This is a genomic window from Rubrimonas cliftonensis, assembly GCF_900107585.1.
Lineage (GTDB): Bacteria > Pseudomonadota > Alphaproteobacteria > Rhodobacterales > Rhodobacteraceae > Rubrimonas > Rubrimonas cliftonensis.
Map to the genome: position 1 here is coordinate 1 of NZ_FNQM01000006.1, position 21565 is coordinate 21565.

The following is a 21565-nucleotide window of genomic DNA, read 5'->3' on the forward strand; positions in this document are numbered from 1 at the left end:
TTGCGGTCAGCGCGCCCTCCGCGCCCGCTACCGTCGCGCTCAACCTCGTAACACTGGGTGTCGCGCTAACTCGTAAGACTGGGTGTCCATTGACACGTGTCGGGCGAGCGCGTGTACTGCGTCATCGACCCCGTCCCGAAGCTCGGCGCGAGATCGCCGTTCTCGAAGTCGAACTGCACGCCGTTCACGCCGTCGGGCGCCGCGGCGAAGGGACCGTCGGCGGTGACGCCCCCGAGCGCCGCCACTTCCTCCGCCGTCAGCGCCTTCTCGACGAAGGCGAAGGAGGACAGGCCCGACCCGCTCGGCGTCTCGAAGTTGTCGTCGGCGAAGATCAGGAACCCGCCGTCCTTCACGGCCCGCCGATCGCCCGAGAAGACCTGCGTGCCGATCAGCACGCCGTCAACATACTTGTCGAGCCGATAGGCGCTACCGGTCTCGTCGGTTGCGGTCATCACCGCCACGATCCGCCGCCAGCCGTCGAGCGGGAACGGACCGTCGTCCTGCGCCGCCGCGCCGTACAGACCACCGCCGTTTGCGTCCATCTGCAGCCACAGATCGCCGTCGTTCAGGTTGCTCGGGTCGGTCTGGATGATGGCGATGAGGCCGATCTCGGCCGGGAGGAACATGTCCCAGACCATCGTGTAGGCGAGGAAATTGGTTCCGCCGCTGGCCGGCGCGAAGCCGGGGTCGATCAGCAGGCCGTTGTTGGGGTCGTAGCGCGGCGTCGCGATCACCCCCGCCCCGGCGTCGCCGTCGGGCAGCGGCGCAAGACCGACCTCGGCCGTCGTGCCGAAGGCGACGGTCTGGGGCTCGAACACGACCGGGTCGACCGGCCCGTCGGGCCCGTCGCGCGAGGGCTCGCCCTCGCCGCGCCCGGCGGTCATGTAGGTGTCGAGTTCGGTGTAGTAGGTTTCGGTGTCGACGCGGTCGTTGTCGGGGTCGATCACGATCAGCCGCATCGCGCCGTTGCCGCCGTTGCCCCAGGGGGCGTCGTCGCCGGCGGTCTGCGAGACAACTGCGACGCCGTCCTGATAGTTGACCAGCATCTGCGCGACGGCGTTGCCCTGCTCGCCATAGCGCACGATGGTCTCGACGCCGTCGCCGAACACGTGGCCCGAGAACACGAAGCTGATGTTTCCGTGGCGCGAGACCAGCGCGTCCCACAGGTCGCGGCCGTCGTTGACGGCCTCGACGCTGTCCTTCATGCCGTAGTCCTTGCCGGTGCCCTCGGCGTACATCGAGCCGGAGCGCGGGCCGGCGATGTCGGCCATGTTGGTGTAGTGGTGGGTCAGCACGATGGCGCGACGGTCGGCGTGCTCCGAAAGAACCTCGTCGGCCCAGGCGACCGCATCATCGCGCACGCCGAATTCGAGCGACACCACGATCCAGTCGGTTCCGTCCGGGGCGGTGAACAGCTTGTAGTTGTTGCGGATGCTGGCGCCGTCGCCCTCATAGACGCCGCCCTCATGCTGGGCGAAGTAGCGGTCGAGACCGAAATCGAGGTCGATGTTGGACGAGTGGTCGGCCGCCTTGCCGCCGTCCGACTGGTCGTGGTTGCCGGGCAGCAACGTGTAGGGAATGCCGGCCTGCTCCAGCAGCGCGTAGGCCTCGGAGACATTCGCCCATTCGTGCACCCTGTTGTCGCCGGTGACGTCGCCGACATGGGTCACGGCGGCGATCTTCAACCCCGCGGCGTTGTCGGCGACCCATTCCGTCATGCGGTACAGCCGGCCGCCGGAGCCGTCATTGGTGTAGTTCTGCGTGTCGGGGAACACCACGATGGTGTAGGCGTTCTCGCCGGCGGCGCGGATGCGGAAGCTGTCCGTCGCGCTGTTGCCGAGGTCGTCGGTGGCGGTGACGGTCAGGTCGGCGAAGCCGAGCGCGTCGCCGGTGACGATCAGCTTGCCGTCCTCGATCGCCGCCCGGACCTGCTCGTTGCCGCCCTCCAGCGTGAAGACGAGGTTCTCGCCGCTGAACACCTCGGCGAGGTCGATCTCGACCCGCCCGCCGACGGTGACGAGCTGGTGGACGATCTCCTCCGTCAGCTCCACCGTCACGAAATCGCGGTCGATCAGCCGCGCCGCGCCGATGGTCGCGAGGGTCGAGCCGTTCACAACTTTGGCGTCGGCGATGAAATCGAAGGCGACGAGCGTCTCGCCTTCGCCGGCCGCGCCGAGCGCGCCGCCGGGGCTGGCGCCGCCGAGCGCCTCGATCTCCGCGTCGTCCATCGCGCGGTCGAGCAGGGCGAAGGAGGCGAGCTTGCCCGAGAAGGTCTCGCCGTCATTGTCGGCGAGGATCAGGAAGCCGCTCGGGTCGATGGTGAAGCGGGCGGTCTCGACGGTCTGTTCGCCGACCTTCACGCCGTCGATGAACTTCGCGAGCCGGCTGCTCCCGTCGCCGTTGGCCTCCACCGAGAAGCCGAGCCGCGCCCATGCGCCGGGCCGCAGGTCGCCGACATAGTCGCCGCTGATGCCGACGCCGTACCCGCCCTCGCCGTTGACCTTCAGGAACAGCTCGCCGTCTTCGGCGTTGGCGAGGCCGAGCTGCAGCAGCGCGCCGTAGCGCCCCAGGTCGCCCTCGTCGAGCATCAGGTCGAAGAAGAGCGTGAAGCTCTCGACCGCCGCGTCGAGCGCGGTCTCGACGCGATAGCCGCCGTCGGGGCCGTCGGCTTCATAGGCCAGCGCCAGGTCGGGGGTCAGCTCGCTCGCCGGATCGAAGGAAAGATCCGTCAGCATCTCGCCGCCGCGCGCCGGGATGTCCCCGCTGGCCGCGCCGCCCTCGAAATCGAAGATCACGGCGCCGTCGCCGAGGACCGAGGCGGGAAGCGGGGCCGTCGTGGCGCCGCCGAGCCCGGCGACCTCATCGGCCGACAGCGTGCGGGCGGTGAAGGCGAAATTGGCGAGGTGGCCGCCGAAGGTCTCGCCGTCGTTGTCGGTGAGGATCTGGAAGCCCGTTTCGGCGTCGATGGTGAAACGGGCGGTGTCGACGGTCTGCTGCCCGACCTTCACGCCGTCGATGAACTTCACCAGCGTGCTCGACCCGTCGCCGTTGTCGGCGAAGGTGAAGGCGATCCGCGCCCATGCGCCGCCCTCTATCGCGCCCTCGTACTGGCCGGAGATGCCGACGCCGTACTCGCCGCCGACGAGCTGGCGCAGGAACAGGTCGCCGTCATTGTCGTTGGCGACCGCGGTCTGGAACAGCCCGCCATAGCCCGGTGAGCCCGCGTCGATCGCCAGATCATAGACGAGGGAGAAGCTGGTCGCGTCGCCCGCGAGCGCCGGCTTCAGCAGGTAGCCGCCGGTCGCGTCGGTCGCCTCGAAGCGCAGGACATGCTTGTCGCGGCCCGGCTCCGGGGCCTCGTCGCCGCCGGCCGCCACGAAGTCGCCGGCCTCCGCAGGGGTGCGCGGCGTCATCTCGCCGGCGCCGATGCTGGGCGCGAAACCGTCGGCGCCGAAGCCGAACTCCAGCGCGCCCGGCACGCCGGAGGCGACGCCCATGCCGTCGACTTCGCCGAGCGCCGCGATGGCGTCGTCGGACAGCGCCTCGGGAACGAAGGCGAAGGCGGCGAGCGCCGTCGGCATGGTCTCGCCGTCATTGTCGGTCAGGATGAGGAAACCCTGCGCGGCGTCGAAGGCGTAGCGCCCCGCCTCCTTGACGATCTCGCCGACGAAGACGCCGTCGATGAAGCGCCGGATCGTGACGTTCACGCCGTCGCTGGCGAGGGAGAACGCGATCCGATGCCAGGCGCCATAGGCCGCCCCGCCGGGATAGTCGCCGCTGATCCCAACGCCGAAGGTCTCGCCCTCGCCGTCGCGGCGCATGAACAGGTCGGAGTCGCCGGAGTTGGACAGATCGCTCTGGAAGAGCCCGTTGTAAGCGCCTGCGACGCCTGCCGCGACATGGAGGTCATAGACCAGCGTGTAGCTTTCAATCACGCCCGAAAGACCCGCCGGGCGGACGAGGTAGCCGCCTGCCGACGTCGACGCGGGCGCTGCGAGGATGTCGGTGGGCGCCTGCGCAAGCGCGGCGAGCCGCTTAGCGTCGAGCGATACAATGTCAACCACGATGGCCCCCTGAAACTGGAAGTTTGCTGCTTGCCGGGACGATCAATGATCGACATATCCAAATCAAATCGATATATGCGCACTGAAACATAAAGGCGGCTTATGAATTATGCGCAGATTCGGGCGTTCTACCATGTGGCTCGCGAGGGCGGGGTTGTTCGTGCAGCGCGTGTGCTGAACATTTCGCAGCCTGCGATCTCGCATCATATCAAGGGGCTGGAGAAGCAGGTCCGCCGCCCCCTGTTCGAGAAGAAGGGGCGCAACCTTGTCCTGAGCGACGCCGGCCGCGATCTGCTTTCGGTGACGGAAAGATTAATCTCCGCGGCCTATGCGATCGACGACATGCTGTCGGAGCGGCGTGACCGGGTCGAGGGTTCGCTCGCAATCATTTCGGATTCGCCCTCCCTCGGCGCCGACCTTCTAGTGCGCTTCGCACGCGCCTATCCCGATGTCAGGCTCTCGCTGGCGACGGGGTCGAACGCGGCGGTCGCCGGCGCGGTGCGCGAGGGTCGCGCAGATGCAGGCGTGCTCGTCCAGCCGACGGTCGGCGACGACATCGTGGCCGTGCCGCTGCGGACCGAGCGCTTCGCGGTCGCCTTTTCCAAGGAGCATCGTTTTGGCGCGCAGGGCTCGGTGCAACTGCGGCAGCTGGCCGATGAGGCGCTTATCGTGCGCGAAGCCGGTTCGCGCACTCGAATGATCGTGGAGAACGCGCTCGCCAAGGCGGAGATCACGCCCCGGTCGATCGTCGAAGTCGAAGGCCGCGACACGATTCGCGAGGTGGTGGCGCGCGGCATGGGCGTGTCGATCTTCGCGACAGGCGAATGTCCCCCGGACATTCGCCTGAAATATGCGCCCCTGCGCCACTCCGAGACCGGCCTCGTGTTCCACGAGCACCTCATCCACCAGCGCGCTCGGCGCAACAGCCCCGTCCTTGCGGCGCTGCTCGCGATCGCCCGCGAGATCGCCACCGAGTTCCCCTGAACCGGGCGCCGCGCGGCGCGGCGTCGCAAAGACTGAGAACGGCGGTTGATGTCGGCGACCGGGCGACGGCCGGGACGCCCGTCGCCCGCCTTGAGGCGGCTGAGGCGGAGATCGACCTCGCCCAGGCGGTCGAGCAGGCGCGGGCGCTCGCTCATCAGATCGCCGAGTCCGAGGCGCAGCACCGGCGCGAGGCGGCGGGCTATCGCCGGCTCGACCGCGAACTGGCGCGGCAGGAGGACCTTCGCGCGCGCGGCGTGATCGCCGAGGGCGCGCTCGACATCGCCCGCGCCGAGCGGGACGGCGCCGCGGCTGGCGTCGCGGAGGCCGCCGCCCGGATCGAGCGCCTGAGGGCCGATCTGGCCGGCGCTGAGCGTCTCGTCGACCGGCGGCGCGAGGACCTGGCCCAGACGGTCGTCGCGGCGCCCTTCGACGGCGTCGTCGTCGCGCGGGCGCGCGAGATCGGCGATGTGGTGACGCCCGGGTCGACGATCGTGGAGATCGTCGACGCCGAGACCCTCATCCTCAGCGCGCGCATCGACGAAAGCCAGATCGCCGCCGTCGAGGCCGGGCAGCCAGCACGCGTCAGCTTCGAGTCGGAACCCGGGCGCAGCCACGCCGCCAGCGTCCACCGTATCGGCCGGGAGGTCGATCCCGAGACCCGCGAACTGATCGTCGAGCTGTCGCTCCGCTCGCTGCCCAGGAACTGGGCCATCGGTCAGCGCGGCGCGGCCGCCATCACCGTCGCGCACAAGGCCGACGCGCTCGCGCTGCCGACCGACATGGTCGCGCATCGGGACGGGGCCGCCGGCGTCTGGGTCCTGGAGGATGGCCGCGCGCGCTGGCGACCGATCAAGCTCGGCGCCGCGAGCGGCGACAGCGTCGCGGTCGTGGCGGGCCTCGCCGAGGGCGACATCGCGCTCGACGGTCCGAGGCTCTATCCCGGCGCGCGCGTGGAGACCCGGCCATGAACCTCGCCATCCGGGACATCAGGCGCAATCTGCCGCGCTTCGTGATCACGCTCCTCGGCGTCGGCCTGCTGATCACCGCAAGCGTCGGCATGAACGGGCTCTATCGCGGCATCGTCGCCGACGCGACGCTGCTGATCGACAGGATCGGGGCCGACTATTGGGTGGTTCAGGGCGGCCGCGAGGGGCCGTTCGCCGAGGCGTCGTCGTCTCCTCGACCATGGACCGTCGCGTCGCGGGACTCGACGGGGTGGCGCGGGTGCGGCGTTTCATGCAGTCGGACCAGCAGATCGTCCACGAGGGCGCCCGAAAGCGCGCGACCGTCGTCGGTCTCGACTACCCGACGGATGCGGGCGGCTGGGTGACGCTCGCGCGTGGCCGTCCTCTCGCGACGGGCCGCCAGGAGGTGATCGCCGATGAGAGCCTCGGCTTGGCGATCGGAGACCGGATCGAGCTCGCCCGCGACCGCTACGAGGTCGTCGGCCTCGCCCGCGGCATGGTCAGCGCCATGGGCGACGGGCTGATCTTCGTGTCGATCAACGACGCGCTCGACATCACGCGGCGCAAGGCCAGCGAGGAGATCCGGCTGGGCAGGGCGGCCGCGGGCCTCGACGAGGTCCCTTCCGACAGCAAGATCGCGGCGATCATCGTCGACCTCGAGCCCGGTGCTGACAAGGCGGCGCTCGTCCGCGCCGTCGCAAGCTGGGGCGACGCCAACATCCTGTCGACCGCCGAGCAGCGCGACCTGTTCCTGAACCAGCGGCTGTGGCGGCTCCGGGTGCAGGTGCTGGCGTTCACGGCCGTGCTGCTCGTGGTGACGGCGGTCGTGATGTCGCTGATCGTCTACACCATGACGCTGGAGAAGTTGCCGCAGATCAGCCTTCTGAAGCTTATCGGCGCACGCGACCGCCACATCTACGGCCTGATCGTGCAGCAGGCGCTGATGATCGGGCTTGGCGGCTACGCCCTGGGCGTCGCCGTCGCGTATCTCGTGTTCCCGCTCTTCCCGCGCCGCATCGTGCTCGATCCGCTGGACCTGGCGGCCATGCTTGGGGTCGTCCTGGTGATCGGCCTCGCGGCGGCCCAGCTCGGCGTCCGGCGCGCGATGCAGGCCAAACCGCAGGATGTTCTGTCGTGACCCCGATCCTGTCGATCCGCGACGCGGCGAAGCACTATCCGAGCGGCGAGACGCTGGTGAAGGCGCTCGACGGCGTGTCGCTCGACCTCCATCCCGACGAGCTCGTGGCCATCATGGGACCGTCGGGCTCGGGCGAAAGCACCTTCCTGCTCATCGCGGGGCTGATCGACCGGCCGACGCGCGGCGAGATCCGTTTCGAGGGGCGGCCAGTCTCGGGGCCCGCCTGCGATCCCGACAGGCTGCGCGCGCTGCGGCGCGGCAACATCGGCTTCGTCTTCCAGAAGGCCAACCTGATCCCGTACCTGACCGCCGCCGAAAACGTCGCGGCGGTCATGGAGATGGACGGCGTCGCGTCCTCGGACGCCCTCACCCATGCCATCAGGCTGCTTGACGCGTTGGGGCTCACGGAAGTTCGTGCCGAGGAAGCTCGCGTTGTCCAGGATCGCGCCCTCCATCGAGGCGCCCTCGAAAATCGTGCCGGCGTCCCCCGTGGCGAGACCGAGATCCGCTCCGTCTAGGATCGCCCCGCTCAGGTCGGCGCCAGTCAGGTCGGCCCCGGTCAGGATCGCCCCGCGCAGGTCGGCGCCGCGAAGGTTGGCGCCGGACAAGTCGGCGCCGTTGAAATTCGCGCCGGCGAAGGCGCCGCCGGAGAGGTCGGCGCCGCGCAAATCCGCATCCTCGAAGAATGCGCCGACAGCCTCGACGCCACTCATCAGAGCGCCGGCCATGTCGCTGTCGGCGAAGCTGGCGCCGTTCAACTTCGTCACCGCGCCGGAGGGGTGCGCGCGGAAGTCCGCATTGGCGAAATTGCTGTCTTCCGACGAGAAGTCGGTGAGGTCGGCGCCCCGGAAGCTCAGGTCGGTGGTCGCCCGTCCGCCCGCGGGCGAGGTGTCGGTCCAGCTGACGCCGACGAGGATCGCAAGGTCGAAGATCGCGGCATAGATGTCGATGTCGGTGAAGCCGACGTCGGTCATGTCGGCGCCGGTGAAGTCGGTCCGAACGACCCGCGCGCCTTCGAGATCGGTCTCGACCAGCTTGGCGCCGCGGAAGCTGGCGTTGGTAAGATCGGCCTCCGACAGGCTGGCCATCGTCAGATCCGCGTCGTCGAAGATCGTTCCGCGCAGGTTGGCGCCGTTGACGCCGTCGCCGAGCAGGGAGGCCATCACGAGTTTGGCGCCGACAAGGTTCGCGTTCTGGAGGTTGATCCCGGACGCCGACACTTCGGTCATGTCGGCCTCGCGCAGGTCCGCCCGGCTGAGGTTCACATTGCTGAGGGAGGCCATCTTGAAGTTCGCGGGGCCAAAGGCGGTCGACCAGAAATCCGCCCGCGTGGCGTTCACGCCCGACCAGACCGTACCTTCGAAGTCGACGCCCTGCAGGCGCGCGCCGACGAGGCTTACATCGGTCAGGCTTGTCTCCTTGAAAGTCGAGCCGTTCCAGTTGCGCCCGTCGAAGTTGCGCCCCGTGAAGTGCCGGCCGGTAAAGTCGACGATCGCCATGTGTTTTCCTTCCCAGGTTCGGCGCCGCGGCGCTCAGGCGGTCGGGCTCGCCGATCGCGCTTGGGTACATGGTAGCGATCCGTTTGGACTCGGTCTTTGAACGGGAAATGAACAGGATGCGCATGTCAGCACGCCGTACGTGGAAGGCCTCGCAGCGTGACCTGCTCCACCTCTGCCGTCTGGCGCGGATTAGCGAAGGAACCCCGCGCCAATCAACGGTCGCTGAAGCACGTCGGCTACCAGCAGCGCACCCCCGGGGCCCGGACGAGGCCGTGTCCGGTGGCGTCGTCGCGGCCCGGCGCGGCGAGGTCCTCCGCCTCGGTGAGCAGCAGCCGGCGCGCGGCGACGGGGTCTCCGCGGGTCTGGGCGCGCGCGCGCAGCATGGCGGCGGCGGCGAACGGCGCGGCGAAGCTGGTGCCGGTCCAGCGCGTCACGCCGCCTCCCGGCCCGGCGGAGGCGACGTCGACCCCGGGCGCGGCGAGCTCGACATAGGCGCCGCGATTGCCTCCACGCCAGGGCCGCTTGCGCTGGTCGAGCGCGGCGACCGCCAGCACCTCCGGATAGGCCGCAGGATAAGCGGGTTCGGCGCGGGCGCCGCCGTTGCCGGCCGCTGCGACCAGATTGGCGCGTCGCGCGGCCGTGGCGACGGCTTGCGCGAGCAGCGCGTTCGGCGCGCCTTCAAGGCTCAAGCTGACCACGCGCGCGCCGCCGATTATCGCCCAGTCTAGACCGCGGATCACCGCCGCGGCGTCGGCGCGGGGCTCGCCGTCGCGCAAGGCGAAGGCGCCGGCCGCCAGAAGCCGCGCCCCCGGCGCCAGCGGCGGCGCCGCCGCCTGGCCGACGAGCAGCGCAGCCACGGCGGTGCCGTGGTCGGGCGGCGCCGGGGTCAGCCCCTCGCTCAGAAAGCTGCGGCTGACGACGGCGGCGCCGCGCAAGGCGGGGTGGCGCGCGTCCACGGCCGTGTCGATGATCGCGATGGGCGCGCCGCGGGCGCAGGCGTCGGCGGGGGAGGCCGCGACGCGCACCAGCGCCGCGCCCCAGCAGTCTGGGCCGGTACAGGCCTCGCCGCCCCCGGCGTAGAGGTGGTTGAAGTCGAAGGTGGCCCCCGGCACGGTCGCGCGCGCCGTCGCCAGCGCTTCCGCGAGACCGACGCCCACGGGCGCACGCAGACGGCTCAGCCGCTCGCCGAGGCCGCCGAGCTGCTCGGCCGAGATCTCCGAATAGCCCGCCTGTGCGAGCAGGGCGATTTCAGCTGGCGACAGGCCGAAGCCGATCAGTTCGCGCGGGGCAACGTCGGAGTTATCGCCAGGATTGTCGTCTTGATCCAGAAGGGCTTCCAGGATCGTGCTGAGCAGGCCCCCGCGTCGCCGATCGTCTTCCTCATCGTCGTCATCATCGTCCTCATCCTCATCCTCATCCTCATCCTCATCCTCATCGTCATCGTCATCGTCATCGTCATCGTCATCATCGTCACGGTCGTTTCTTCCGCGGTCGTCCCGCTCATCCCTGTCGTCGCCGTCATCGTCGCCGCCGTCATCGTCGCCGCCGTCGTCGTCGTCGGCCCAGGCTGGGGACGGCCACGGGTCGCCGGGCGACGGTGCCCCCCAGACCATCAACAATGCGAGCAGCAGCGCGACAGGGCGCATCGGAACCTCCACGACCGGTGCGCCGCAGGCGCGGCGCTTCGAGGATCAACGGCGAAAACGCGTCGTTCATTCCCTCACGACGGAATATATCCCGACAAGCGCCGTTTTCGTGGCGACGCCGAAGCGCCGGGAGCCGCGATGACCGAGGATGTGAGGGAACAGATCGCGGCGCTGACGCCGCGGCTCAGGCGCTTCGCCTGGGCGCTGACCGGCTCGCGCGACGAGGGCGACGATCTGGTGCAGGCCGGCTGTCTCAAGGCGCTCGGCGCATTGGCGCAGTACGAACCCGGCACGCGGCTCGACGCATGGATGTTCCGCATTCTACGAACCGGCTGGATCGACCGGGCGCGGTATCGCGCCCGCCGGCCGCAGATCTCGGACCCCGAGACGCTTGAGGCGCTGTCGGACGGCGGCGTCGGCGCGCGGGAAGCCCAGGCGCGGCTCGATCTGGCGCGGGTGCGGGCGATGATGGCCGATCTGCCCGACGAACAACGCGAGGTGCTGTCGCTGGTTGCGATCGAAGGGCTGTCCTACCGCGAAGCCGCCGAGGTGATCGGCGCGCCGGTGGGCACGGTGATGAGCAGGCTGTCGCGCGCACGGGCGCGCCTGACGGCCATGATGGAGGGCGAGGCATGAGCCGGAACTGGACCGAGGACGAGATTGCGGCCTTCGTGGATGGCGCGGCGTCCGATGAGGACGCCCGCCGCATCGCGGCGCTGATCGAAAGCGATGAAGACGCCCGCGCGACGGCGGACCGCCTGCGCCGGCAGAACGCGCTGCTGCGCGAGGCCTTCGCCGCGCCGATGGCCGAGGCGACACCGCTGGCGATCCGCAGCGCGTTGGGCGCGCCGTCGCCCACGGGCCGCGCGGCGCGACGGGTCGAGCATCGGTCCGCGCGCATGGCGCGGCGCCGACCGCCGGTCTGGGCGGGCGCGGCGCTGGCCGCCTGCGCAGCCTTCGCGATCGGCCTGGGCGGCGCGCCCGCGCTGCTGGGGCCGGCTGAGGAGGCGGGCATGCGTCTTGCCATCGGCTCGGCGCCGGCGGCCGCGCTGGCCGCGCTGGAGCGCGCGCCCAGCGGAACTGACGTCGCCGGGCTGACGCCGCTGGCGAGCTTCGTGACGCGCGACGGCCATTGCCGCGAGTTCGAGACCGCGGGCGACGCCCCCAGCGTCGGCCTCGCCTGCCGCCCGGCCGATGGCGACTGGCGCGTCGTCGCCCTTGCTGCGGTGGCGGGCGCCGCTCCCGGCGCGGACGCGGCGGCGGGCTTTGCGCCCGCCTCCGGCGCGGCGGTCGACGCCCTCTCAGCCGTACTCGACGCGCTGGAGGCCGGACCCGCGCTATCCCCCGCCGAGGAAGCCGACCGCATCGCCGCCGGCTGGCGCTGAGCGGCCGTCAAGGACGGCTTCCCACAACTGCGCCGCAAATGCCCCTCGACCAGGCCCGCGCTCCCTTTGCGGTCAGAGACACGGCGATATCGATCGCCTGGCCCTTTGTCAGGCCGCAACCGACAATCACCGGAAACCCGTGGCGCGGATGCTCGCCGATCTCGAGGCGGTGGTCGATCCGGTCCATGTACTGCTTGAACAGACGCAGGTTCGCAGAGGTGTAATTGGCATTGATGATTTCGTCCTGCTCATGCCCGACGATAGCCTGGCGCAGGCCGTCCGGCGCGCCTGCGAGCTGCAGGCGGGTGATGAACGTGTGGCGCAGCGCGTAGAAATCCTCGTCGAGGTCCTTCACCCCGAGATGCTTCAACATGCGGCCAAGGCGCTTGCCAAACACGTCCGAGATGCGACCCGTCAAGGTGCTCGCAGGGACCTCGGGAAACAGCGCCTCGCCCGGCCGCTCGCAGGCGTCGCGCCACCACTCCAGAAACCCGAGCCGCAGCAAGGCCTCCGGCAAGGGCACGAACCGCTCTGACGCCCAGTTCTTCACCGGTCCGTCGGGTGTCTCCTCGATGCGGAGGTTGACGATGCCATCGCGGAACTGGACGTCCGATTTGATAAGCTTGAGCGCTTCCTCCGGCCGCAGGCCGCACATCAGCACCAGGAGCGGAACCCAGTAGATCGCGTCGCGGATGGCGAATTCTCCCTTCCGCCACCGGCGGTCCTGCGAGAAGCAGCCGGTCAGCATCGTCGACGTCAGGTGCTTGAAGAGCCGCTCGTCGGTCCATGCAAGGCGCCGCTTCTGCTGAGTGACATGCAGCATGAGGGGGTCGTCGCACCGTCCGAACAGACGCGCCGTCGCCCGCTTCCAGTCTTTCAGCACCGGCGTCCAGGCGCCGCCGGCCCAGCCGAGCGCCCGCGCGCTGTCGTGGATCGCCTTGGCCCTGCCGTGGTGCGCGATGACCGTCTTCTCCGCCATGCGCTCGACGTAACCGCTGGCGAGGATCCGGCGCTTCTCGCGCAGGGAGAGATCACTGCGCGCCTCAACCCCGGCGCGCAGGGCCGCGTCGTCGGCGTCAGCCTTCGCGATCACGGCGTGAACGTCGACCTCGCGCCCCACGCTGGTGTAGCGGTTCTTGCCGTGGGCGTTGGCCCAGTTGCGCGGAACCCGGTTCAGCCAGAGCACCCACTCGGTCAACCGGGTCGGCGAAAACACGTGATCGACCGGCGCCTCGCCGAAGAAGGCGAACATGAGCCGTCCGGTTCCGCGCTGCTTGTTGGCCATGTCCTTCGACACCGCGCTGTCCACCGCGTGTGCGCTGGCGGCCGTCAGCATGACCGACCGGGGCAGCCGATCCGCCGGCGCGCCGTCGAAGCGCTCGGCACGGATGGCGCGGGTCGCCTCGTCGACGGTGGCGCCGCGCTCGACGGCCAGCGCCGCCTCGGCGAGATCGATCATGCCGCCCATCACGCCGCGCGCGGCGGGGGGGCTGTCGGCGACGACGGCGTCCATGCCGAGCGCGGCGGCCGCGGCGCGGGCGGGCTCGACCGCGGCGGCGTGGTCGCGCAGGCGCAGGGCCTGGCGCAGCGCACCGAGCCGGGTCCCGATGTGGGCGAGCGCCGCATCGGCCTGATCGGGCGTGCGCGGGGCGGCCTCGGCCTCCTCGCACAGCATCGCCGCGACGCCCGCACGGATCGTCTCGTCGACGATCGCCTTCACTTCGTCCGGCTGCACAAGCCGCGTCACGCACTCCGACATCACTCTGCTCTCCGCCAACTCCATCGCGGCGGTGAGCGCGGTCGCCCGCGTCATCGCCTCGAGCAGGAGTTCGGTCCGCAGCGAAATGCGCAGAAACGTCGGGGCGCCGATTTCCACCAGGGCGGCCGGCCAGCGGCGACGGAAGTGGAGGACGCCGCCGCGCAGGGCGAGGCCGACGGGGAGTTTCGCGCGCAGCGTTTCCGGTCGCCGGCGAGCGCGCCCACCTTCTCGCGGAGCGCGTCGCGGGCCGGTCGATCGGGATCGCCGCGGGCGTGGAGAGGGGTTTTCGCGGGGCGTCGTCGCCCCGGCCTGTGTCACGGCTTGTGTCACAGGTGCGGAGCCATGGGCGCCGTCAGGCGCTTCAGCCGCTGAAAAACCCTTGGATTTCAGCTGCTTGGTCGAAAAGGTGGCGGGGAGGACGGGATTCGAACCCGCGATACGCTTTTGGCGTATACTCACTTAGCAGGCGAGCGCCTTCGACCACTCGGCCACCTCCCCGCCGGCGGGCTTATCAGGGGGGGCGGCGGCTTGCAAGCGCCTGAGGCGCCTGCGACGCCTCAGGTCGACTCGCGGCGTTTCTCCCAGCGGCCGCCCTCGCCCTGCGCCCAGTAAAGCGCCCGCGCGCCGGCCGATACGGCGAGGGACCACTGCCTGCGCGCCAGCGCCAGCGCCTCCGCGTCTGCGCCGTCGAACAGCACCATGACGCGGACGAAGGCGGCGAACTCGGCCTCGTCGGCGGCGGCGCCATCGACGAGGCACAGCACCTGCGGGGCGTTCGGCGTCTCGCCGCCCGCCGTGAGGTAGATCGGCTGGCGTTCCGCGAAGCCGTCGCCGGCGTCGCCGTGGGGCAGGAACGCGGCGTCCTCGTAGGTCCACAGATGCGCGCCCAGCGCGGCGATCCGCTCGGCCGCGCCGCCGCGCACGGTTACGCGCCAGCCGCGGGCGAGGCACTTCTCCAGCAGCGGTGGGGCGGCCGCCTCCATCGCGCTCGCGGTCAGGTGGTAGAAGAACGCCTCCGGCCGCGCGGGCGAGGCGGCGTCGGCGTCGCTCACGGCGCCACCGGCGCCGCCAGCACGCGAGCGAGATCGCCGTAGCCGGTGAAGCGGCGCTCGAAGCGCAGGCCGAGCGCGAGCGCCGCGCGCAGGGCCTGGGTTTCGAGTTCCTTGTCCTCGGTCTGCGCGAGGTAGATGAGCCGGTCGTAGTGGCCGAACAGCATCTCGATCAGTTCGGGGTGCCGGTCGAGCCCGAGGCCGCGCCAGACCAGCGCATCGAACTGGCGCGTCAGGAAGTCGGTGAGATAGAGCGCGCCGATCTCGCGGGGCGTCCGCTCCGCGTGCCGCTCGAAACCGTCGAAGAGCGCGTAGCAGTTCGGGCCCGGCATCCGCTCGGCGCCTTCCTCGGCGCAGACCGCGTCGAGCCGCCATCCGGCCCCGCATTCGGCGTAGAGCACCTTGACGCCGGCGTAGCCGCGGGCGCGGGCGGCGCGGATGCGGGCGCGCACGGCCTCGGGAATGCGCTCGGGGCGGTTGTGCAGCCGCGCGGGCAGGCATTCGAGGTCCATGTGCGTCCAGCCGTTCAGGCGGATCACGGCGAGGATCTCGCGCGCCAGCGCGCCGCACGCCACGATCATGATGCGGTCCGACGCCGCGCCCTCGGGCGGCGGCGCCATCACGCCGCGCTCCAGCAGGGCGGCGTCGTCGGGAAGGGCGGCCTCGAACGTCGTCCCGGCGTCGCAGGTCACGCGCTCAGCCCTCCGGCGACGGCGTGGGGTCAGGGCGGAGAGCCCCCCGGGCTTCGATGGCGATCATCAGGCGGCTCCGTCGCGCGGCACGTCAGGAGATGGGCCAATGCGCGCCTTTATGTCAACGAAACCTTGCGTTAACGGCGCGGGGAGAATGGTTTCCGGCGGTTCAGTAGCCCGTCATCTCGAGATAGCCGACGCCGGAGCGCGGGCCTTCGACGCGCACCGGCCCCTCCCAGTAGGCGACGGTGAGCGCGTTCCACGCCTGCGCGTTGAGCGGGCGCGTCTCGGCCTCGAAGCCCTCCGACGGGATCGACAGCCGCCAGCGCACCGGCGTCTCGCGGCCGGCGACCGTCTCCCATCCGGTCGGCGCCAGATCGGCCTCGTCGCGCCCCAGCGTGCGGGCGGCGCCGTCCGGCGCGATCCATGTGCCGGTGAAGCTGTCGCGGCCCTCGCGGTGGCGGATGCGGTAGAGCATGACGCGCGCGCCGTCCTCCAGCGTCAGCGAGAACCAGTCCCAGCCGGTCTGGTCGGGGTCGAGCGGCTGGCTCGACCATTCGCGGTCGAGCCATGCATGGCCCGAGACGGCGCGCTCGACGCCCTCTATGCGCAGCCGCCCTTCTGCCGCGTAGAACGGCTGCGAGTAGTAGTAGCTGGCCTGCCCGCGCTCGGCCTTGCGGCTGAAGCCGTCGTCGCCATGCATGATCAGCGGCCCCTGCGCGTCGAGCGCGAGGTCGAAGGCGAAGCCCTGATCCCGGGCGGTCATGCGGAGGCGCTCAAGGCCGGGGCCGGGGGCGTCGTCGGGGCGGGCGAGGCGCCAGTCGTCGATCCACGCCTCGAACGGGTCGGGCTTCACGCCGGCCTGCCCGACGCCGCCGCGGGCGAAGCGCTCGGCGGCGACATGGGCGGTCGCGGAGGTCGCGGCGGCGTGGCCCATCCAGAGCTGCGCGCTGTCCCACCCCTCGCCGCCGCCATCGGGCGACAGCGCGTTGCGGAACAGCGTCCACTGCGCGCCGCAGAGCGCGCCCGAGGCGTCTCGCAGCGCGGCGGTGACATACCACCACTCGATGCGGAAGGCGGGGTGAGGGGCGTGGTCGCGCGGAAAGACGAGGCGATGGCCGGGGACGACGGGCGCGTAGTCGTCGGCCGCCGAGCCGAGGCCCGCGAAGCCCTCGCCGCCCACGCCCTGCGCCCGCGCCGCGCCCGCCGAGGCGAGCAGCCCCGCCAGCGCAGCGCGTCGCGTGAAGGCCCGCCTGCCTGAGCTCCGGCGCATCTTCACCGCTCCTGCGCGAAGACGGCGAGAAGCCGCGCCGGCGGCGTGCGCGCGAGCCTCAGCACCGGCCCCGCGGCGGCGAGAGCGGCGACGCCCAGCGCCAGCGCGGCCAGCAGCGCCCACTGGCCGGGGTAGAGGTGCAGCGGCAGCCGCCAGCCGAAGGCCTGCACGTTCACCACCTCCACCAGCGCCCATGCGAGCGCCGCCCCCAGCGGGACGGCGAGAACCGCGACCGCCGCCGCAAGCGCCATCGTCCGGCCGAACTCCAGCAGGGCGAGCCGCCGCCGCGTCACCCCCATGGCCCAGACCGGCGCGAGCTGCGGCAACCGCATGGCCGAGAGCGTGGCGAGGCTCGCCAGCAGCGCGACCCCCGCGACCCCCAGCGTCAGCGCGTTCAGCGCGCCGGTCACGGCGAAGGTCTGGTCGAACAACCCCAGCGACAGCCGCTTGACCGCCGCCTGGTCGATCGCCTCGACGCCCGCCAGCGCCGGATCGGCGGTGATCGCGGACATCGTCGCCTCGATCCGCTCCGGCGCGACGCGCAGGCCGAACGCCCCGCGCTCCGCCTGCGGCAGGCGCTCCATGAGCGGGTCGAGCCCGACCACCATCTGTCCCTTGGGGTTCCCGTAATCGGGATGCAGGCCGACCACCCGCAGCGGCCAAGGGCCCTCTGCACCCGGCGCGGTCACGACGTCCCCCAGCCCGACCCGCAGCCGGCGCGCGAGCTGTTCGGAGAGCAGCGCGCCCTCGCCGGCGGCAACCGCGTCCCAGGCCTCCGCCTCCTGCTCCAGCAGCGGCCAGCGCGCGCGATAGGTGGCGTGGTCGCGCAGGCCGAGCAGCTCTACCGGCAGGCCGGCGAGCCGGATCTCCGCCGTTCGGGTCGGCAGGACGGCGCTGACGCCGGGCAGGGCGGGGGCGGCGGCCTCGAAGGCGCGGGCGCGGTCCTCGCCGGGCGCGCGCACATAGATCTCGGCGGCGAGCCGCTGGTCGAGCCAGCCGGTGAAGGTGTCGCGGAAGCCCGTCACCATCGAGCCGACGCCGATATTGGTCGCCAGCGCCAGCATCAGCGCCGTCAGCGCCAGCGACAGCCCGCCGAGCCCGGCGCGCGCGTCGGCCCACAGCCAGCGCGCCAGCGGCCGGCGCGCGCGGGCGGCGCCGAAGGCCAGCCCCGCGCTCAGCAGCGCCGGCGTCGCCAGCGCCGCGCCCAGCAGCAGGCAGGCGAGCATCGCGAAGGCCGCGACCAGCCCCTCGCCGGAGCGCGCGATCATCGCCGACAGCATCAGCAGGCCGGTCGCCGCGAAAGCCTGCGCGCGGATGCGTCGCTCGTGGCCCGCGAGCCAGGCGAGCGGCTGCGCCGGGGCGAGCGCGGGCAGGTTGGCGGCGCGCCAGATCCCCGAACCCGCCGCCAGCATCGCCCCGGCGAAGGTCATGCCCAGCCCGCTCAGCCACCATGCCGGCGCCAGCGCCAGCTCGCCGCTCGCCGGCGCGCCGTAGAGGCCGCGCAGGCTCGCCGCGACGTCCGGCGCCAGCAGGGCGGCGACGAGATAGCCGAGCGCCATCCCCGCAAGCCCGCCCGCCAGCGCGAAGCACGCCAGTTCAGCCAGCAGCGCAAGCGCCGCCGTCCTCGCCGGAACGCCGCAGGCGCGCAGCGTCCGCAGCATGGCGAGCCGCTGCTCGAAAGCCAGCCCGACCGCCGCGTGGGCGATGAAGAGCCCCACGACGAAGGCGAGCAGCCCGAAGGCGGTGAGGTTGAGGTGGAAGCTGTCGGTCAGCCGCGCGAGATCGCCGTCGGGGCTGGCCTCCAGTTGGGCGAGCCTGCCGCCGGTGAGCGCCGCGAGCTCGCTGGGGTCGCGCCCATGGCGCGCCGGCGCCACGAGCCGGGACACGGCGCCGGGCGCGTCCAGCAGGCGCTGCGCCACGCCGATGTCCACCACGAGCGTCGCCGGGGCGAGACCGTCTCTCGCCGCCGCGCGCAGGGTCAGCCCGCCCGCCTCGAACGCCTCGCCGTCGCCCGCGCCGACGGCCTCCAGCGTCTCCGGCGTCGCCAGCGCGCCGCGCGGCCTGCCGAGCAGGGCGGCGGGGTCGTCGGGCCCCGCATCCTCGCCGAGGCTGGCGAGCGCCGCGCCTGGCGGGAGCGTCACCGGCTCCACGCCGACGATGCGCCATGTCCGCTCGCCGAGGCGCGCCCGGCCCTCCAGCACCGGGGAGACCGGCCAGCCGGCGCGGCGCAGCGTCACGAACAGCGCCTGGTCGAAGTCGCCGCCCTCGGGCCGGGCGATGGAGACGGTCGCCGCTCCGCCCAGCAGCGCGGCGGCGCGGTCGTAGCTGTCGCGCGCGGCGAGGTTAAGCGCCTGCACCGCGCTCCAGAGCGCGGTCGCCAGCGCCAGCCCGGCGAGCAGCGCGGCGGCCTGTCCGGGCCGGCGGCGCCAGTGGCTCAGCAGCGCGGCGAGCGTCCAGCGGAAGGTCATTCGGCGGCGCGCATCGCGGCGGCGTCCACCCGGCCGCCGCGCAGGACGAGCCGCTCGCCGAGCCGGGCCGCGCAGCGGGCGCTGTGGGTGGCCATCAGCAGCGCGCAGCCGGTCTCGGCCACGAGCTCCAGCATCAGCGTCATGACCGTCTCGGCGGTGGTCTCGTCGAGCGCGCCGGTCGGCTCGTCGGCCAGCACCAGCGCCGGGCGCAGCGCGAGCGCGCGGCCGATGGCGACGCGCTGCTGCTGCCCGCCCGACAGCTGCTCGGGGTAGCGGCCCGTCAGCGCGGCGAGGCCCAGCCGCTCGGTCAGACGCGCCGTCCAGACGCCGTCCTCCCGCCCGGCGAGCCGCGCCTGGAAGGCGAGGTTGTCGGCGACGGTCAGCGAGGCGACGAGGTTGAACTGCTGGAACACCAGCCCGACGCGCTCGCGCCGGAGCGCCGCGCGGCCCGCGTCGTCGCGCCCGGTCATCTCGGCGTCGCCGACGAAGACGCGGCCCTCGTCCGGCGCGTCGAGGCCCGCGACGAGGTGCAGCAGCGTGCTCTTGCCGGAGCCGCTCTCGCCCATCAGCGCGAGGGTGCGCCCCGCGCCCACCTCCAGCGACACGCCGTCGAGCACCGTCGCCGGCCCCTGCGGCGTCGCGTAGGATTTAGAGAGCGTCTCGACCCTGAGCATGGCGCCTTCCCGGCGCCGCGCGCGCCGCGGCGTAACATAGCGCCGCGAGGGCGGCGCGACAGGTTTCAGGCGCTGGCGATCTCCAGCGGCGCGAACCTGCGCGTCTCGGCGCTGAAGACGTGCAGGACGCCCTCGCCGATGTCCATCCACGCGCCGTGCAGCGTCAGCAGGTTCCTGTCCACCGCCGATTTCACGAACGGAAAGCTTTCGAGGTTGCGCAGGGAGACCTGCACGGCCTCCTGCTCCAGCAGGCGCAGCCGCTCCTCGCGCGAGCCGGTGTCGGAGACCTTCGCGTAGCCGGGCGCCAGGATCGACATCCAGCGCCCGACAAAGCTCGTCTCCTCCTCCAGATGCGGCGCCGCGCCGGAGCACATGTCATGGCACGCCTCCACGCCGCCGCAGTTCGAATGCCCGAGCACGACGATATGGGCGACCTTCAGCACGGTGACGGCGTATTCGAGCGCGGCGGAGGCGCCATGATGGGCGTGGTCCGGCGCATAGGGCGGCACCAGGTTGGCGACGTTGCGCACCACGAAGAGGTCGCCGGGCTCGGCGCCGAACAGGCCGACCGCGTCCACGCGGCTGTCGCAGCACGAGAACACCATGGCGCGCGGGCGCTGGCCGCCTTCGGCGAGCCTTGCGTACCAGGCGCGGTCCTTCTCGAAGCGGAGCGCGCGCCACGCGCGGTAGCGGTCGACCATGTATCCCGGCAGCAGGCGGGCTGTCTTGGGCATCGGGCGCGCTCCCTCGAGGCGGAACCTCTTGGGCGATAGCGCGGGCGGGCGGGCGTGTCGAGGGAGCGTGCGGGCGACGGAGCGTCAGGTCCAGGAGCCGACGAGGCTGAGCGGCGTCGCGCCGGCGCCGAGCTTGAACCGCGCGAGCCCCGGCGCGCGGCGCGTGTCGACCGTCCCGAGGTCGAGCCGCGCCACGCCGAGCTTGCGCAGCGCCGCCGCCGCCCGCCACAGCATCAGCGGATGGGCGCCGGCGTCGCGCCCCGCCGCGTCCACCCATCCAAGATGGTAGAACGCGCCCGCGCCGTGGCGGACGAAGAGCATCTCCGCGACGGTCTCGCCGGCCGACTGCGCGCGCGCCAGCAGCAGCGCGCGCCGACCGGCGGCGGCGGCCCACGCCGCGGGAAGCGCCTTCGGCAGGCCGAGATAGCCGCGGGCGCGCGCCTGCCTCGCCTCCCGCTCCGCCACGGCGGCGAGGGCCGCGGCCGAGGGCGCGTCGTCGAGCGTCACCCGCAGCGCGTTCGACCGCTCGGCGGCGTTGAGGCGGTTGCGCCATTTCTGGTCCATGCCCGCCCGCAGCGCCGTCTCGTCGGCGATGTCGAGCAGGGCCGCGGCCGGCCCGGTCATGATGCGGCGCAGGCCGGCCGCCGCCAGCGTCTGCGCCTCGTCCGGCCCCGCCTCGGGCGACAGGATGACGAGGCGCGGCCAGGGCAGCGGCGCGCTGCGGCGGATCAGGCGGTAGATCTCGGCGCGCGGGGCGTCGGGGTCGGTGAACACCGGCCCGCGCGCGGCGAGCGCGCCATGCGCCAGCGGCCCGAGGCTGCGCGCCGTGAACTGCGCCAGCGCCAGCACCCGCCGGCCGTCGCGCACGGCGACGCGCAGGATGCGCCCGCCGATCGCCTCGACCGCGGCGCCGTAGCTCCATTGCTGCTGCCAGGGCGCCTGCTTCGCCAGCCGGTCCCAGAGCGCGCGGTCGTCAACGGTCCATTCAGCTTTCATGGCGAGCATTGTCGCCGAACCATGGTTAACGAAAGGCTTCCGGCATGGCCCGAACGCATCCGCCGGTGATGGGACACGACCTGCCGGGGCCGCGGCTGACCCGCGCCGGCTGGGGGCTCCTCGCGCTCTGGGTCGGGGCGCCGGCGCTGGCGCTGATCGTCGTCAGCGACCTGCTCGGCTGGGTCGTCGCGCAGGCGCTGTTCGACGTCTGCTTCGGACTGGTCTGCTACTTGTAAGCG

At 72.1% G+C, this 21565-nt stretch carries 18 protein-coding genes, 1 tRNA gene and 1 pseudogene; 8 read left to right on the top strand and 12 right to left on the bottom strand.

The window, feature by feature from the left end; all coding sequences use genetic code 11:
* Nucleotides 1–65: 65 nt before the first annotated feature.
* Nucleotides 66–4064 carry a LamG-like jellyroll fold domain-containing protein gene (locus BLW43_RS11220; RefSeq protein WP_093253366.1) on the bottom strand — a complete coding sequence of 1333 codons (3999 nt, stop codon included), beginning with the start codon at nucleotides 4062–4064 and terminating at the stop codon, nucleotides 66–68.
* Between the two features lie 102 nt (nucleotides 4065–4166).
* Here BLW43_RS11220 and BLW43_RS11225 point away from each other — a divergent pair, with 102 nt between their 5' ends.
* The 5 genes from BLW43_RS11225 (at nucleotide 4167) to BLW43_RS22915 (ending at nucleotide 7669) form a co-directional block, all read left to right on the top strand.
* Nucleotides 4167–5048, top strand: a complete 882-nt coding sequence (locus tag BLW43_RS11225; RefSeq protein WP_093253369.1) for a LysR family transcriptional regulator — start codon at nucleotides 4167–4169, stop codon at nucleotides 5046–5048.
* Nucleotides 5049–5080: 32 nt separating this feature from the next.
* Entirely contained in the window at nucleotides 5081–6016 is a 936-nt protein-coding gene (locus BLW43_RS23510) for an efflux RND transporter periplasmic adaptor subunit (RefSeq protein ID WP_245731035.1), read from the top strand.
* Nucleotides 6013–6378, top strand: a complete 366-nt coding sequence (locus tag BLW43_RS23945; protein WP_217632159.1) for a hypothetical protein — start codon at nucleotides 6013–6015, stop codon at nucleotides 6376–6378. Before BLW43_RS23510 ends, BLW43_RS23945 begins: the two co-directional genes overlap by 4 nt.
* Nucleotides 6285–7151 (top strand): ABC transporter permease, encoded by an 867-nt coding sequence (locus tag BLW43_RS11235; protein WP_217632160.1) that lies wholly within the window; start codon nucleotides 6285–6287, stop codon nucleotides 7149–7151. The genes BLW43_RS23945 and BLW43_RS11235 overlap by 94 nt, the downstream gene beginning before the upstream one ends.
* A 74-nt stretch (nucleotides 7152–7225) precedes the next feature.
* A complete protein-coding gene (locus BLW43_RS22915) occupies nucleotides 7226–7669 on the top strand; it encodes an ATP-binding cassette domain-containing protein (protein ID WP_425441179.1) in 444 nt (147 codons plus the stop codon).
* Here the strand turns inward: BLW43_RS22915 and BLW43_RS24735 are convergent.
* Together BLW43_RS24735 and BLW43_RS11245 are read right to left on the bottom strand one after the other, a co-directional pair.
* Nucleotides 7589–8650: pseudogene (locus BLW43_RS24735) on the bottom strand (pentapeptide repeat-containing protein); the annotation flags it as partial. The gene BLW43_RS22915 and the pseudogene BLW43_RS24735 sit on opposite strands and share 81 nt — an antisense overlap.
* Before the next feature lie 236 nt (nucleotides 8651–8886).
* Nucleotides 8887–10296: a S8 family serine peptidase gene (locus BLW43_RS11245; RefSeq protein WP_093253377.1), complete on the bottom strand. Its 1410-nt coding sequence runs from the start codon at nucleotides 10294–10296 to the stop codon at nucleotides 8887–8889.
* Nucleotides 10297–10434: 138 nt separating this feature from the next.
* Here BLW43_RS11245 and BLW43_RS11250 point away from each other — a divergent pair, with 138 nt between their 5' ends.
* Both BLW43_RS11250 and BLW43_RS11255 read left to right on the top strand, forming a co-directional pair.
* Nucleotides 10435–10932, top strand: a complete 498-nt coding sequence (locus BLW43_RS11250; protein ID WP_093253380.1) for an RNA polymerase sigma factor — start codon at nucleotides 10435–10437, stop codon at nucleotides 10930–10932.
* On the top strand, nucleotides 10929–11681 hold the full coding sequence (locus BLW43_RS11255) for an anti-sigma factor family protein (protein WP_093253383.1): 753 nt from the start codon (nucleotides 10929–10931) through the stop codon (nucleotides 11679–11681). The genes BLW43_RS11250 and BLW43_RS11255 overlap by 4 nt, the downstream gene beginning before the upstream one ends.
* Before the next feature lie 7 nt (nucleotides 11682–11688).
* On the opposite strand, the gene BLW43_RS11260 is transcribed toward BLW43_RS11255, so the two are convergent.
* The 9 genes from BLW43_RS11260 to BLW43_RS11300 all read right to left on the bottom strand — a co-directional run bounded on the left by BLW43_RS11260 (nucleotide 11689) and on the right by BLW43_RS11300 (nucleotide 21326).
* The gene (locus tag BLW43_RS11260) at nucleotides 11689–13770 is read right to left on the bottom strand and encodes a tyrosine-type recombinase/integrase (RefSeq protein ID WP_342741608.1); all 2082 of its coding nucleotides are present in this window, start codon (nucleotides 13768–13770) and stop codon (nucleotides 11689–11691) included.
* A 77-nt stretch (nucleotides 13771–13847) separates the two neighbouring features.
* A tRNA-Ser gene (locus tag BLW43_RS11265) sits at nucleotides 13848–13938 on the bottom strand.
* A gap of 59 nt (nucleotides 13939–13997) precedes the next feature.
* The gene (locus tag BLW43_RS11270; RefSeq protein WP_245731019.1) at nucleotides 13998–14492 is read right to left on the bottom strand and encodes a DNA polymerase III subunit chi; all 495 of its coding nucleotides are present in this window, start codon (nucleotides 14490–14492) and stop codon (nucleotides 13998–14000) included.
* Entirely contained in the window at nucleotides 14489–15109 is a 621-nt protein-coding gene (locus tag BLW43_RS11275) for a DUF1638 domain-containing protein (protein ID WP_093253882.1), read from the bottom strand. The genes BLW43_RS11270 and BLW43_RS11275 overlap by 4 nt, the downstream gene beginning before the upstream one ends.
* Before the next feature lie 241 nt (nucleotides 15110–15350).
* Complete coding sequence (locus tag BLW43_RS11280) at nucleotides 15351–16454, bottom strand: lipocalin-like domain-containing protein (RefSeq protein WP_093253388.1); 1104 nt, start codon at nucleotides 16452–16454, stop codon at nucleotides 15351–15353.
* Between the two features lie 2 nt (nucleotides 16455–16456).
* On the bottom strand, nucleotides 16457–18922 hold the full coding sequence (locus BLW43_RS11285) for an FtsX-like permease family protein (RefSeq protein WP_093253391.1): 2466 nt from the start codon (nucleotides 18920–18922) through the stop codon (nucleotides 16457–16459).
* Complete coding sequence (locus tag BLW43_RS11290) at nucleotides 18919–19596, bottom strand: ABC transporter ATP-binding protein (RefSeq protein WP_093253393.1); 678 nt, start codon at nucleotides 19594–19596, stop codon at nucleotides 18919–18921. Before BLW43_RS11290 ends, BLW43_RS11285 begins: the two co-directional genes overlap by 4 nt.
* Before the next feature lie 65 nt (nucleotides 19597–19661).
* Nucleotides 19662–20330 carry a carbonic anhydrase gene (locus tag BLW43_RS11295; RefSeq protein ID WP_093253396.1) on the bottom strand — a complete coding sequence of 223 codons (669 nt, stop codon included), beginning with the start codon at nucleotides 20328–20330 and terminating at the stop codon, nucleotides 19662–19664.
* Between the two features lie 84 nt (nucleotides 20331–20414).
* Entirely contained in the window at nucleotides 20415–21326 is a 912-nt protein-coding gene (locus BLW43_RS11300; protein WP_175478862.1) for a GNAT family N-acetyltransferase, read from the bottom strand.
* Nucleotides 21327–21370: 44 nt separating this feature from the next.
* Between BLW43_RS11300 and BLW43_RS11305 the strand changes: the two genes are divergently transcribed.
* Entirely contained in the window at nucleotides 21371–21562 is a 192-nt protein-coding gene (locus tag BLW43_RS11305; protein WP_093253402.1) for a hypothetical protein, read from the top strand.
* Nucleotides 21563–21565 lie beyond the last annotated feature (3 nt).